The sequence below is a fragment of the Drancourtella massiliensis genome (genome assembly GCF_016900655.1).
GTDB lineage: Bacteria > Bacillota > Clostridia > Lachnospirales > Lachnospiraceae > Sellimonas > Sellimonas catena.
The window spans coordinates 1-14,609 of record NZ_JACJKH010000020.1 but is presented as its reverse complement, the minus strand read 5'-3'; the positions used below and the strand labels follow the sequence as shown (position 1 = coordinate 14,609).

The window sequence follows — 14,609 nt, the reverse complement described above, 5'->3', positions numbered from 1 at the left end:
ATTGAAACAAAAATAGAATGATGTGCCTGATGGTCATGAGAAAGAGGGAAGAATATGCAGGACTACATACTGGAAATCTGTGTAGACTCGGCAGAGTCTGCGATAGCGGCCGAAAAAGGCGGGGCCACAAGGCTGGAACTTTGCCAGAATCTGATTATCGGAGGGACAACGCCGGGCCCGAAACTCTTTGAGATAGTACGACACGCAGTGGAGATCCCGGTTCATGTGCTGATCCGACCAAGATTCGGTGACTTTTGTTACTCGGACTATGAGATGGAGCAAATAAAAGAGGAAATCAAAATGTTCCGGGAACTGGGAGCGGATGGAGTTGTCATCGGTGTGCTGAGCCCGGACGGAAGCATTGACCGGGAAAGGATGGAAAGACTTCTGGAAGAGCGGGGAGACATGTCGGTGACACTTCATCGGGCTTTTGATGTCTGCCGGGATCCGTTGAAATCACTTCAGACGGCAAAAGATCTTGGAATCCAGACGATTCTGACGTCCGGACAAAAGGACAGCTGCATGGAAGGAGCAGATCTTTTACGGGAACTTCAAAAAGAGAGTCGGGGTGAGATCCAGATTCAGGCAGGCGGAGGAGTGACACCGGAGAACCTGGAAGCACTTTTCTATCAGACCGGAATCCGGACATGGCATATGTCGGCGAAAACCGGAATTGAGAGCCGGATGGAATACCGGAATCCGGACGTTCATATGGGGATTGCGGATATCAGTGAATATAAGCTGTTCCAGACATCCGAAGAAAAGGTACGTCAGGCTATAGATATTCTAAAGCGGCTGTAGGAAAGAGTGTCTAAAACAGGAGAAAGAGAAAAGCAGATAAAAATCGAGCAGGAGACAAAGGAGAGAAAGCAGATGTTTTCAGAACAGAGCCGAAAGAAAATCGAGGAAGCATACCGTAAGGTCAAAGAGGATCTGGGGGATTTTATGGAACCGGTGGATCAGTATATACGGTCTCTTCCTGAAGCAGAAGCGGCTGCGATGCACTATCTTTACGCATCCATGCCGTACAGTGATATAGGGAATTATCCGGTGGAAACGTTTCTGGACTTTGCACGCCATGGAGTGTGGCTGTATAAACATAATACGTATGTACGGGAACTTCCGGAAGAATTGTTTTTGCAGTATGTTCTTTACCACCGGGTTAATGAGGAAGAAATCCGTCCGTGCAGGAGTCTGTTCTATCAGGAACTGAAAGATCAGATAGAAGGTAAAGATGCAGAAAAGACAGCGTTGGAAGTGAATTACTGGTGTGCGGGGGAAGTCTCCTATGAAGCGGGAGATGACCGGACTCTTTCGGCTCTTTCTGTCTGGCAAAGAGGATATGGACGATGCGGGGAAGAATCTGTCTTTAGCGTCAATGCCCTTAGAAGTGCGGGGATTCCTGCCAGACAGGTGTATGCGCCGTACTGGTCCCATTGCGATGACAATCATGCCTGGGTAGAAGTGTGGATTGATGGAACGTGGCATTTTCTGGGAGCCTGTGAGCCGGAACCGCTTCTGGATCTGGGCTGGTTTGAATATGCGGCTTCCCGGGCGATGCTGGTTCATTCCAGACGTTTCGATGGCAGAATCGAATCTGCAGGACAGGAGGATGCGGACCGGAAAAGCGAAATGGAAGAAGTGATTGGAAAAGACGGAATGGTCGTGATGGAAAACGTGCTTTCCAGATATGCCGATGATGTGAAGAAGATAGAAGTGACAGTAGTAGATGAGAAAGGACGTCCGGCCGCAGGAATTTCTGTGTGGTTTGAAGTGTTTAATTATGCCGCATTTCGCCCAATCGCACAGTGCCGGACGGATGAGCATGGCAAAGTTTCTCTCAGCACAGGGGCGGGAAGCCTTCATTTGTTCGCAGCAGGACAGGGACGGTATGCGGACGAAATTCTGGATACACGAGAGAGCAGAAGCTGTACATTGACACTTGCAAAACGGCTGGATTGCTGTCCGGAAACAGAAGGATGGAGAGATCTGGACCTGATCCCGCCACACGACCGTGCGCCGTTAAGCAAAAGGCCGAGTCCGGAGCAGAAGAAAAAAGGAAAAGAGCGCCTTGCTTTACTGAGAAACAAACAGGAGAACAAGCGAAAAGAATGGGTCAATCCGGAGCGGGAAGCATTTCTGAGCCGTCTGGAAACAAAAACTTCGCAGGAGCGGAAGCTGGGAGAGCAGTTACTCGAGACATTGACTGCAAAAGATCAGACAGATATCCGGTGCACCGTCCTTCTGGATCATCTGGAAGGAGTTCTTCCATATTGGAATACAGTACCGGAGGATATTTTTGTGACAGCGCTTTTGAATCCGAGAGTGGATGATGAAGTACTGACGGAATACCGTGGATGGTTTCAGAGGGAAATCAGCACCGAAGAACAGGAGAGGTATCGAAAAGATCCCGGCAGACTTTGGGAAAAGATTCAGAAGGAAGTCCGGGAATGTCTGGAACAGGAGCGAAGTACCGTACTCACGACACCAACAGCCTGTTACCGGATGAGGTGCGGCAGTGGTCGCTCGAAACGGATTCTTTTTGTTGCCATGGCAAGGAGTTTTGGAATCCCGGCAAGGCTTTGTCCGGAGGACGGAACAGTTCAGTACTGGAAAGACGGAAGATTTTTGTCAGCTGATCCGGACCGGACAAAATCAGCAGTTCTCATACTACACGCGGAAAATCCAAAAATGTGGCGGTATGGTTTGAACTGGAGCATTACAAAATTAACGGAAGAGCAGGGAGATCCTCTCTGGCTTACAGACACGGGATGGGATAATGGAAAGAGAGAAATCCATCTGGAGAATGGAATCTACCGGATTCTGACATCTGTCCGTCTGCCAAACGGAACGGTTCACGCCCGGGAGTGTCAGATACTGCTTTCTTCCGGCTGCAGAAAAGAGATTGCACTGCAGCTCCGGGAAGAAAAACTTTCCGAAATGCTGGAGTCCCTCTCGCTTCCGGAATTTCCGGTGAGGGATCTGAATGGACAGGAAATTTCCTCCGGAATTCTGACAGAAGAGGGAAGTCATGTGCTGATCTGGGCAGGGGAAGGAGAGGAGCCGACGGAACATATTTTCAATGAAATGCTGGAAGAACAGGAACGGTTTACTCCATGGGCTTCCCGGATCCTTCTGTTCGTCCGGTCAAAACAGGCATGGGAACATCCTTTATTTGCCAAAGTAATGGAGACGTTCCCGCAGATCCGGGTGTATGAAGATGACTTTGAGGATCATGTTCCGGCAGTGGGAAGAAGACTGTATGTGGATCATGAAAAACTTCCAATTATCGCCGTGACAAAAGGCAGACTCAATGTGATTTATGGAACAAGCGGCTATCAGGTTGGTCTAGGAGATCTGCTGTTGCGGATTTTGGAAGAGGAGACATGCTATAACAGGTAGAGGAGAGATAATGAATCAGGAAGCACAGGAATATTACAATATTGCCGGATGGGGAAAAGATAAATTAAACTACCATAGAATTTCAAAGTTTCATACAAACAGACGAAGGCAGAGTGATACCGGATTTTATGCATGTCTATGATTTTTTGGAGAAAGATAGTATGGTACAGTATATAATAAAAATGAAGAAGAAACTATGATTAAGTCCCACATCTGTTTTCAGAATACAGTGGGTATTTTATAAATGTTTCAACGAAGCCGTATGACCGAAAGGTATAGCTTCTGAAGGCTCCCCAGTCTGTCTGGGGAGTTTTTCTTTTCATAGAGTTGGTATTTTATCTAAAGGGGTATATATTTACTTTTTTGTGTTGGATTACATGGAGAGGGGAATTATCAGGGAGTCTGCATAATGCCTTTCTTCAATCTGCTGTAGGGCCTCATCACATTTACATTCCAGATCCTGATAGCTGTCGGCTGTCTTGATTTCAAAGATAACAGCCTTTCCCCGGACACTTGGATATTTCAGAATCAGATCCGGTCTGCCACTGCCGGATTCCCGGTTCGATACGACGATATAATCGCCAAAATGCTTTAAAAGACCGGCAAGAAAACCGTGATAATAATTTTCCTGATAATCATAAAAACTAATTGTCTCCATGAGCATTTCAGTAAGGAACTCGGAGAGCTTTTTACGGTCACCGTCCAAAATACTGCGGTACAGTTCAGATAAATCTTTCATTTTTATTTTTTCTTCAAACCAGAGCAGGACAGTATGCTTATAGATATGCCGGACTTCCATGTTTGGAATTGCAAGCTCCATATAGATTTCGCCGTTTTCCTGATACTGTTTTCTTTTCTTGAGATAACCTGTAAAAAAGAGAAAATTCCACAAATAATCCTGTGAGGTGTCGATGTCGGCATAGGTGATGTCTTCATGGACTGGTTTGATAATTGTACCTCCTGCAATCAAGGATTCGATTGTGTTCCCGAAGCAGTAGCCATCGTACCACTTCCGGATATCTTCCCGGCGGTCTTCCAGCTGATAATCCCGAAGCATCTGGTCCACCTCTTCTTGAGTAAATCCAAAGTGTTCCGCATAGGACTGATCCATGATGGAAATCATTGACAAATTGTTTAAGCCGGTAAAGATAGATTCTTTACTGATCCTTAAGCAGCCGGTGACGACAGCGAATTCCAGAGTGTCGTTCGTTTTGAGTGCAGATTCAAAGACAGACCGGATCAACGAGAGCATTTCCGGATAAAATCCGTGAAAAAATGCATTCTCCAGAGGAACATCGCATTCATCAATCAGGATAATGCAGCGGGTCTGAGAGGAGGCATAGAGACAGTCAGACAGAAATCTTAGCGATGTCAGGTATTCCTCTGGCGCCGCTTTTTGCTTCACAAATCGATTGTATTTTTCCTGCTTGTCTCTGGACTCCAGAGAAGAGACAAGCGAAGCGTGACGGTCAAATTCCCTTGCAATTTCTTCGCGCAGACAGTAAAAAGCTGATTTAAAATCAGTCTGTTTTAATGATTTCAAAGAAAGTGTGATAACCGGATACTGTCCCATCTGGTCTGTATAAGGATGTCCGGCATCCCAAATTTTAGTACCTTCAAAAAGAGGGGCTGGATTCACATCAGACTTTTCAAAAAAATACCGCAGCATGCTGAGATTTAAAGTTTTACCAAAACGGCGCGGGCGTGTGAACAGATTGACTTTCCCTTTCAGATCGATCAGATCTTTGATCAGTAATGTCTTATCTATATAGTAATATCCTTTTTCAATGAGTTCTGCATAATTTTCAATGCCGACAGGCAGCGGGATCCAGCTCATGAAATATCCCTCCTAATTTTTGATATGAGTTTATTTTACTACTTAGTAGAAAATGGTGCAAACAAAGGAAATGTGAAAAAATCATCAAAACCTGTTGCATTTTGTCAGCGAGGATGTATAATTAGATTCGGTTCGCATATTTTGAACAAAAAGTATAGTATTAGAAAACCGGAGGTGCGGTAAGTGGACATTGGAAAGAAACTGAAAGAACTGAGGCTCCAGAATGATCTGACGCTTGGAGATCTTGCGTCCCGCAGCGAGCTGACAAAGGGATTTCTCTCACAGGTGGAGCGTGGGCTGACGACGCCGAGTATTGCGACGCTTGAGGATATTCTGGAGGCGCTGGGAAGTAATCTGTCCGATTTCTTTCATGAAGAGGAAGAGAAACAGATCGTGTTTCCTGTACAGGATTTCTTTGTGGATGAGCAGGAAGATTATACGATTGAGTGGATTGTCCCTAACGCGCAGAAAAATGAGATGGAGCCGATCATTCTGACACTGCATCCGAGAAAAAAGAGTCATGTGCTCTCTGCTTATCAGGGCCAGGAGTTCGGTTATGTGCTGAAAGGAAGCGTGACCATCGTACAAGGGGGAAAAAAGTATAAGGTAAAGGCTCATGAGACGTTCTACATGGACGGTTCCAAGAGTCATTATCTGTACAATCACGGTACCGGCGATGCGAAGATCCTCTGGATCACAACGCCGCCGATGTTCTAGGAAGGAGAAATGAGATGGAAGAGAAAAAACTGATCGAGTTTCGCAATATTGTGAAAAATTTTGACGGCCAGATTGTCTTAAAAGGAATCAATCTGGATATTTATGAGAATGAATTTGTCACTCTTTTAGGTCCAAGCGGCTGTGGTAAGACAACACTTTTGCGTATTCTTGGGGGCTTTCTGGATGCGGACGAAGGTTCTGTGATCTTTGACGGGGAGGAAATCAGTAAAAAGCCTCCTTATGAGAGAGAGTTAAATACGGTTTTTCAGAAATATGCCTTGTTTCCGCATCTGAGTGTATATGAAAATATCGCTTTTGGACTGAAAATCAAGAAGATGAGTAAGGACGTCATCGACCAGAAGGTCATGAAGATGCTGAAGCTGATTGGACTTGAGGGATACGAAGATAAAAATACGACACTTCTTTCTGGCGGGCAGCAGCAGCGTGTTGCCATCGCAAGAGCGCTGGTAAATGAGCCGAAGGTGCTTCTGCTGGACGAGCCTCTGGCGGCGCTGGATTTGAAACTCCGCAAGGAGATGCAGTACGAGCTGAAACGGATTCAGCAGGAGGTCGGAATTACCTTCATCTTTGTTACCCATGACCAGGAAGAAGCGCTGACCATGTCTGATAAAATCGTGGTCATGAAAAACGGGGAAATCCAGCAGGTAGGATCTCCGGAGGACATCTACAATGAACCGGCAAACCGTTTTGTAGCGAATTTTATCGGGGAGAGTAATATTATTCCGGGAACCATGGTGGAAGATTACAAGGTGCGTTTTGATGACATTACCTTTGACTGCGTGGACTTTGGATTTAAAGAGAACGAACCGGTAGATGTGGTCATCCGTCCAGAGGATATTGATATTGTGGATGTCAAAGACGGAAAGATGACAGGAGAAGTATTAAGTGTCCTGTTCAAAGGTGTCCATTATGAGATCATGGTGGAGACAGTTCCGGGAACAAGCGTCACCGTCAATATGCGTGTGATCCGGAATCAGGATGTAAAGAGTGAGGACGGCAAAGAGATGATCAGTGCCAATGATTTCTACGTGGATATCGATGACGTGGAAGAACTGGACGACAAGGAGATCATCGCCCTTTCCAATGCCCAGGCGTGGGATCCGGCGGCAGATGAACTGATTTCTATCGCCAAGGTAGAGTACAGTCTGGAAAAAGAAGAAGGAAAATATCCGGTTACTTTCTCCACATCCAACGGAACAAGTATTGAGAGAAATATCTATGTAGTGGATCAGCCGTTTGTTAAGAATGAAAAGGCAAATGAGGGTGTCATGGCATTCAACTTCTTTAAAACAGTGGACGAGATCACAGAGTCACAGGCTCTTGATACAGATCTGAAGACCTGGGCCGGAGCACAGGGCTGGAAGCTCAGTAATGAAGATGAATCCGTAGATCTCAGCGTTGACTACGATTTTGAGCCGGAGGATGTCAAAGAGGGCGTATACCAGATCACCTTCTCCACGACAGGCCGGGAATTCAAAATCCATACAACGGATTATACCGAAGAGGGACAGGAGGTAGGGCTTACCTTTTTCCCGGAGGATATCCACGTTATGTCCAAGGAGGTATTCTAAATGAAACGATTTTCAAAGCTGGCAGTCCCGTATATTATCTGGGCTGCGTTGATGCTGGTACTTCCTATGGCGCTGATTGCCATGTATTCGGTTATGGAGCCGGGAAATAGTATTATTTCCTTCTCCCTGACACTGGATCATTACATCAAGTTCTTTACAGACCCGGATTTCCTTCTGATTTTGTGGAGATCTTTGTTAATTGCGATTAAAACAACGATTATCTGTCTGATCCTCGGTTACCCGGCAGCGTACTTTATTGCCAGGAGCAGTGAAAAGGTGCAGAATATTCTGATTCTCTGCATTACGATTCCGATGTGGATCAACATGCTGGTAAGAACCTACGCATGGATCGGCCTTCTCAGCGAGGGCGGAATCATTCAGCGGATCCTTGGAATTTTCGGGCTGGGAGATGTCGAGCTTTTGTATACAGAAGGATCAGTGCTCCTTGGTATGGTGTACAATTTCCTTCCATTTATGATTCTGCAGATTCAGACGTCTTTAAGCAAGATGGATCATTCCCTTTTGGAGGCAAGCGCGGATCTTGGAGCAAGTCCGGCGCAGACTTTCCGGAGGGTAACGCTTCCGCTTTCCCTTCCGGGAGTCATCAACGGAATTACGCTGGTATTCCTTCCGGCAGTCAGTTCCTTCTTTATCCCGAAACTTTTGGGAGGCGGACAGTATTTCCTCATCGGAAATATGATTGAAAACCAGTTTATTACAGTCGGAGAGTGGAACTTCGGAAGTGCCATCTCCATGATTATGGCAGTGATCATGATGCTCCTGATGATGCTCGTGCGTAAAATTGAAACAAGAAATCAGGGTGGAAAGGGGGCGAAAGCATGAAAAAGAAGAGACGTACTTTAGGGAAGGCTTTGATGATTCTGATGATCGCATTTTTCTATCTGCCGATCCTCTATATGATCATCTTTTCCTTCAATGACGGAAAATCGCTGACCAGCTTTACCGGATTTTCCCTTCGCTGGTATCAGCACATGCTGGAGTCCCAGGACATGATGACCGCGCTCTATACCACCTTTAGTATCGCGATTCTTGCGACGATTGTGGCAACTGTCGTAGGTACGGTGGCGGCAATCGGATTGTCCAGTTCCAGAAAGGTAATCCGCAATATCATGGAACAGGTAAACAACCTTCCGATGATGAATCCGGAGATCGTGACAGCCATCGGTTTCATGCTTCTGTTCATCACCTTCAAGGTGGAAAAAGGGTATGTTACCATGCTTCTGGCACATATTGCCTTTTGTATTCCTTATGTCATGCTTTCTGTCATGCCGAAGATCCGGTCTCTGGATCCGAACCTGGCGGATGCGGCCATGGATCTGGGGGCAACACCGTTCAAGGCACTGACCAAAGTCATTGTGCCGCAGATTACACCGGGAATTGTCTCCGGTGCGCTGATTGCATTTACCATGTCGGTGGATGACTTTATTATTTCCTACTTTGTCACAGGAAGCGGCGTGAAGAACTTAAGTATCGTGGTATACACGATGAGTAAGCGTGTCAACCCGAGTATCAATGCAGTATCTACCCTTGTGGTAGTTATCATCACCATCGTGCTCCTTGTGATCAATCTGGCTCCGGTTATAGCGGAGAAGAGAGTGAAAAAGGGCGGTGCCGTGAAACGGAAAAGATGGGTACCGGCTGTTGCGGTATGCTGTGTTCTTGTGGTTGCCGTTGCCGCGCTGCAAAGAGGAGGCATCACAGGCAAGGATCGTCCTTTCGAAGGACAGACACTCCATATTTACAACTGGGGTGAGTACACCGGGGAAAATATTATCGGTGATTTCGAAGAAGAGACAGGTGCTACAGTCGTGATGGAAAACTTCGATTCCAATGAGCAGATGTACATTAAGGTGGCAAACGGAGAAGCCTACGACATTCTCGTCCCAAGTGATTATATGATTCAGCGTCTGATTGAGGAAGATTATCTGCAGAAGCTGGATAAATCAAAGCTGGACTGCTTTGACAAGCTGTCCGATGCGGTACTTGGCCTTCCGTACGATCCGAACAATGACTATTCCGTTCCGTACTTCTGGGGTACCGTGGGAATCGTGTATGACAAGACGAAGGTAGACATCGAAGATCTGGAGAGAGAAGGATACAATATTTTCCTCGATCAGAAGTACAGAGGAGATGTTTATCTGTACGATTCCGAGCGAGATTCCTTTATGATGGCGTTAAAAGCACTTGGATATTCCATGAATACCGAGAACGAGGCAGAGTTAAATGAAGCATACGAATGGCTCGTACAATGTGTGGAAACGATGGATACGGAAATCGTAACAGATGAGATCATTGACAACATGGCTCAGGGAAGAAAAGCGCTCGGACTGATCTATTCCGGTGACGCAAGTTATGTCATGGCCGAAAATGAAGACATGGGCTACTTCATGCCGGAGACCGGAACCAACCTCTGGTCTGATGCCATGGTGATTCCGAAAAACGCCAAGAATCCGGATCTTGCTCATGCATTTATCAATTATGCAAGCGATTATGACGGCGCATATGATAACTCCAGCTATGTAGGATATACCTCGGCCAACCAGGAGGTTATGGATGACCTTTCCGGGGAAGGCGGAGACTATGAAGGAATCAATGCCTACATCCCGCGGACGGGCAATGAAAACGATGAAGTGTTTGAGTACAATGCGGATACGAAAAAGATTATCAGTGATCTCTGGAGCCGCGTCAAGATTGCGGCAAGTAACGCAGGCTAAAAGAGAATAAAAAAAGGGAAGACTTTCTTCTGCAGAAAAGCGGGAGCAGGTCTTCTTTTTTGTGTGCAGAAAATAAAAATTGACATTTCTTAGGAAACGAACTAAAATACTTAGGAACCGAAACAATTACAGAGGAGTGTGAACCTGCATGGAAACAGGAAAAATGATAAACCGGATTTCCAACCGGCTCCGGAGACGTTCCAGAAAGGTGCAGGAGACCCTGGGTATTACCGGAGCAAAAGGGAATGTGCTGGATTATATTCTGGTGGAAAGTGAAAAACACAACGTGTATCAGAAAGAGATTGAAAAGGAATTTGACCTTCGTCCTTCTACAGCGACAGAAGTATTAAAGCATCTGGAGGAGGAAGAACTGATTGTCCGTGTACCGGACGAAGAGGACGGACGGCTGAAAAAAATTGTCTTTACGGAAAAAGCAAAGGCGATCCGAAGTGCCCTCCGGTCGGAAATCGAGCAGTCGGAAGAAGTTCTGCTGCGTGGCATTTCCAGAGAAGAGCAGGCTGTATTTATGAAGATTACGGCTAAAATGCTGGAAAATCTGGAAGAGGAGGAGAAGAGAAATGAATGAGAATGAACTGATGGGACAGATGAAAATCTCAAAGGCCGTGGCAAAGATGGCTGTTCCCAGTGTCATCAGCAGTCTTGTGACAGTCGTCTACAACATGGCGGATACCTTTTTCGTGGGACAGACCGGGGATCCGCTTCAGGTGGCGGCTGTTAGCCTGACCAATCCGATTTTTATTCTGATGATGGCGTTTGCCAACATGTTCGGGATGGGAGGAAGCGCAGTCCTTTCCATGGCCCTCGGCGCGAAAAATGAGAAACGGGCAAGGAAGACTTCGTCCTTTGTCACCTATGCCTCTCTGATTGTCGGAATACTGTTTGCAGTAATCCTGATCGTCTTTATGGATCCGATTCTGGCAGTGTTTGGCGCCAATGCAGAGACATATGAGTTCGCAAAAGGGTATACCTTCCACATTTCCTATGGCGCGCCGTTCATCATCTGGTCAGCGGCTGCCAGCTTTATTGTCCGGGCGGAAGGATCCAGTAAGGAGGCGATGATCGGAAGCATGATCGGAACGGTCGCTAATATTATTCTGGATCCGATCTTTATTTCCGTACTCAATCAGGGAACAGCCGGCGCGGCAATCGCGACGACCATTGGAAATATCCTGGCAAGTGGTTATTATCTCTGGTATTTCCTGAAGAAAAGCAAAGTGCTTTCGCTGAAATGGAGTGACTTTACCGTCCGGGAGTCAATCCTGACGAAGGTCTGCGGTTCCGGTCTCCCGACGGCAATTTTCTCTGCTCTCATGAGTGTTTCCACCATTGTGCTCAACCAGCTTCTGGTGGTCTATGGCAATGACCCGGTGGCGGCCATCGGAATTGTATTCAAGGCCAATATGTTTATCACCTTTTTGCAGATGGGAATTGCAAATGGAGTGCAGCCGCTGCTTGGTTACAATTATGGCGCCGGAAATATGAAGCGGTTCCGCGGTGTGGAATCCTACACAAAGAAATGCTGTCTTGTGGCAGGAATTGCGGCAACGGCATTGTATTTCCTGTTCCGGGAACAGATCATCCGTCTCTTTATCAGCGATAATGAGGTCGTTTCCTACGGTGTGGATATGCTTGTTGCCTATATGCTCTCCGGACCCGTGATCGGATTTCTTTTCGTGAATATGAACTGTATGCAGTCCGTAGGAAGGGCGCTCCCGGCCACGATTCTTTCAGTGCTTCGACAGGGAATTCTCCTGATTCCATTATTATATCTGATTCGTGCGCTGTTTGGGCTGAACGGCGTGATTCTTGGACAGTCCGTGACAGACTATATTGCGGTCATTTTGTCCTTCTTCCTGTGGAGGAAAATCCGGAAATTACTGGAAAAACAGGCGGCACATTAAGGCCGTCTGTTTCCCGGTTCTCATCCACCATCAGGAAGTCAGCTCTTTTTTCTCATCTTATATTCCAGGGGCAAATGTCTGGATCGCTTCCAATGTGACGATTCTGCCGGGTGTGACAATTGGAGATCATTCCATTATCGGAGCCGGTTCTGTCGTGACAAAAGACATTCCGCCCAATGTCATTGCCTTTGGCCATCCGGCGGAAGTGCACCGGGAAATCACAGAGGAAGATGAGATTTTTTACGATCACGGGAAACGGATCTCGGAGCATATTGTACTTGACATTCATGGATAATTTCGTTAGTCTTTTCCTTATAATACTATTGAGGAAAGAGAGCGCTATATGATGCAGACAAATGAAAATGCAATTGAACATATACCGGTAACAGAACCGGAACGGCAGTATTACTTTATTGAAAAGTGCAAAGACTATGTCAGGAAGATTTCAGAGGAGCTGGGACGTCCGCTGACAGCGGCGGTCATCACATTTGGCTGTCAGATGAATGCCAGAGACTCCGAAAAGCTGACCGGAATTCTTGAGAAGATCGGTTACACGATGATTGATCAGGAGGAAAAGGCGGATTTCGTTATCTACAATACCTGTACGGTCAGAGAAAATGCGAATCAGAGAGTCTATGGAAGACTTGGCCAGCTGAATCGTGTAAAAAGGAAAAATCCACACATGCTGATCGGACTCTGCGGCTGTATGATGCAGGAGCCGCATGTGGTGGAAAAGCTGAAAAAGAGCTACCGATTTGTAGATCTGATTTTCGGAACCCACAATATTTATAAATTTGCGGAAGTGCTTGCCACCCGGTTTGAATCCGAACGGATGGTCATTGATATCTGGAAGGATACGGACCGGATCGTGGAGGATCTTCCGAGCGAGCGGAAATATTCGTTTAAATCAGGAGTCAATATCATGTTTGGCTGCAATAACTTCTGCAGCTACTGTATTGTGCCGTATGTCAGAGGACGGGAACGGAGCCGGAATCCGCGGGATATCATCCGGGAAATCGAAAATCTGGCAGCGGACGGCGTGAAAGAAGTCATGCTTCTGGGACAGAATGTCAATTCTTATGGAAAGACGCTGGAGGAACCGATGACGTTTGCGGAGCTTTTACGGGAAGTGGAAAAGATCGACGGCCTGGAACGAATCCGCTTTATGACGTCCCATCCGAAGGATCTGTCCGATGAACTCATTGAAGTCATGCGGACTTCCAAAAAGATCTGCCATCATCTGCATCTTCCGGTACAGTCCGGAAGCACGGAGATTTTAAAAAAGATGAACCGCAGATATACAAAGGAACAGTATCTGGAGCTTGTACACAAAATCCGGGAAGCAGTGCCGGACATCTCCCTTACAACCGACATTATTGTAGGATTTCCGCAGGAGACAGAAGAAGATTTTGAGGAGACGCTGGATGTGGTGAGAAAGGTACGCTACGACAGTGCGTTTACCTTTATCTATTCCAAACGGACCGGAACACCGGCAGCAGTTATGGAAGGGCAGGTGCCGGAGGATGTGGTGAAAGACCGCTTTGACCGCCTGTTAAAAGAAGTTCAGACGATCGCTTCCGAAGAGTGTGCAAAGCATGAAGGAACCATTCAGACCGCACTGGTAGAGCAGGTCAACGAACACGATCCATCTCTTGTGACAGGAAGACTTGGCAACAACCTGCTTGTTCATTTTCCGGGAACAAAAGAGCAGATCGGAAAACTCATCGATGTGAAGCTTCTGGAGTGTAAAGGATTTTATTACATTGGAGAAGCAGTGGAAAAATAATCCGTCAGCCTGACAGATGTATAATGCCGGAAATAACGCCCACACTATGTATGGAAATGTACAAAAGTGAGGGCGTTTTTTATGAAAAAATTAAGTGAATACTTATTTCTGTGGGCAGTCGGAGGCTGCCTTTATTATACATTTGAAATTGTTTTCCGGGGATTTTCCCACTGGACCATGTTCGTACTTGGCGGCCTGTGTCTTGTATTCTGCACGGCCCAGGGGCGGGCGGGAAGATGGAGGGATCCGCTGGGAATCCAGATTTTACGGTGCATGATCTTTGTGACTTCCTGCGAATTTATTACAGGAATCATTGTCAACAAATGGCTGAATCTCGGCATCTGGGACTACAGCAACGTACCGTTTCAGCTATTTGGCCAGATCTGCCTGCCCTTTATGGCGCTGTTTGGTCTTCTATGTACAATCGGAATCTATCTGGGCGGCTATCTGCTGCATGTGCTTTACGGGGAAGAAAAGCCGAAAATCCCCATTTGGTAACAAAAACGACAGCACTGAAGAATAAAAACTTTTCGCAATAAAAATCCCAGAGATTTCCTGCTTTTCTTCTGTTTAATGTAAAATAAAAGAAAAAAATTTTACACACAGGAGAAAAGTATG

General features: G+C 46.4%; 12 protein-coding genes and 1 pseudogene. 12 read left to right on the top strand and 1 reads right to left on the bottom strand.

Annotated features, from left to right (window positions below; translation table 11 throughout):
* The first annotated feature begins 54 nt into the window (after positions 1-54).
* From H6A32_RS11095 to H6A32_RS16710, 3 genes are read left to right on the top strand one after another with little or no spacing between them, the layout of a single operon-like run.
* Complete coding sequence (locus H6A32_RS11095; protein ID WP_204864356.1) at positions 55-801, top strand: copper homeostasis protein CutC; 747 nt, start codon at positions 55-57, stop codon at positions 799-801.
* A gap of 6 nt (positions 802-807) precedes the next feature.
* Positions 808-3,402 (top strand): transglutaminase domain-containing protein, encoded by a 2,595-nt coding sequence (locus H6A32_RS11090; RefSeq protein ID WP_204864355.1) that lies wholly within the window; start codon positions 808-810, stop codon positions 3,400-3,402.
* 10 nt (positions 3,403-3,412) lie between these two features.
* On the top strand, positions 3,413-3,544 hold the full coding sequence (locus H6A32_RS16710; protein ID WP_275532814.1) for a hypothetical protein: 132 nt from the start codon (positions 3,413-3,415) through the stop codon (positions 3,542-3,544).
* A gap of 231 nt (positions 3,545-3,775) precedes the next feature.
* Here the strand turns inward: H6A32_RS16710 and H6A32_RS11080 are convergent, their stop codons facing one another.
* The gene (locus H6A32_RS11080) at positions 3,776-5,239 is read right to left on the bottom strand and encodes an AAA family ATPase (protein ID WP_204864354.1); all 1,464 of its coding nucleotides are present in this window, start codon (positions 5,237-5,239) and stop codon (positions 3,776-3,778) included.
* A gap of 183 nt (positions 5,240-5,422) precedes the next feature.
* Between H6A32_RS11080 and H6A32_RS11075 the strand changes: the two genes are divergently transcribed.
* The 9 genes and pseudogenes from H6A32_RS11075 (at position 5,423) to H6A32_RS11035 (ending at position 14,489) form a co-directional block, all read left to right on the top strand.
* Positions 5,423-5,956: a cupin domain-containing protein gene (locus H6A32_RS11075; RefSeq protein ID WP_204864353.1), complete on the top strand. Its 534-nt coding sequence runs from the start codon at positions 5,423-5,425 to the stop codon at positions 5,954-5,956.
* Positions 5,957-5,970: 14 nt separating this feature from the next.
* Positions 5,971-6,957: pseudogene (locus H6A32_RS17040) on the top strand (ABC transporter ATP-binding protein); the annotation flags it as partial.
* Between the two features lie 591 nt (positions 6,958-7,548).
* Entirely contained in the window at positions 7,549-8,391 is an 843-nt protein-coding gene (locus H6A32_RS11065; protein ID WP_087168912.1) for an ABC transporter permease, read from the top strand.
* Positions 8,388-10,283 (top strand): extracellular solute-binding protein, encoded by a 1,896-nt coding sequence (locus H6A32_RS11060; protein ID WP_204864352.1) that lies wholly within the window; start codon positions 8,388-8,390, stop codon positions 10,281-10,283. Before H6A32_RS11065 ends, H6A32_RS11060 begins: the two co-directional genes overlap by 4 nt.
* Positions 10,284-10,431: 148 nt before the next feature.
* Positions 10,432-10,869 carry a MarR family winged helix-turn-helix transcriptional regulator gene (locus H6A32_RS11055; protein WP_118636036.1) on the top strand — a complete coding sequence of 146 codons (438 nt, stop codon included), beginning with the start codon at positions 10,432-10,434 and terminating at the stop codon, positions 10,867-10,869.
* Positions 10,862-12,205, top strand: a complete 1,344-nt coding sequence (locus H6A32_RS11050; protein ID WP_204864351.1) for an MATE family efflux transporter — start codon at positions 10,862-10,864, stop codon at positions 12,203-12,205. Before H6A32_RS11055 ends, H6A32_RS11050 begins: the two co-directional genes overlap by 8 nt.
* Positions 12,135-12,500, top strand: coding sequence for a hypothetical protein (locus H6A32_RS17035; protein ID WP_207753151.1), 366 nt, complete (start codon positions 12,135-12,137; stop codon positions 12,498-12,500). The genes H6A32_RS11050 and H6A32_RS17035 overlap by 71 nt, the downstream gene beginning before the upstream one ends.
* Before the next feature lie 51 nt (positions 12,501-12,551).
* Positions 12,552-13,991: a tRNA (N6-isopentenyl adenosine(37)-C2)-methylthiotransferase MiaB gene (gene miaB / locus H6A32_RS11040; protein WP_430749587.1), complete on the top strand. Its 1,440-nt coding sequence runs from the start codon at positions 12,552-12,554 to the stop codon at positions 13,989-13,991.
* A gap of 81 nt (positions 13,992-14,072) precedes the next feature.
* Positions 14,073-14,489: a putative ABC transporter permease gene (locus H6A32_RS11035; RefSeq protein WP_087168906.1), complete on the top strand. Its 417-nt coding sequence runs from the start codon at positions 14,073-14,075 to the stop codon at positions 14,487-14,489.
* Positions 14,490-14,609 lie beyond the last annotated feature (120 nt).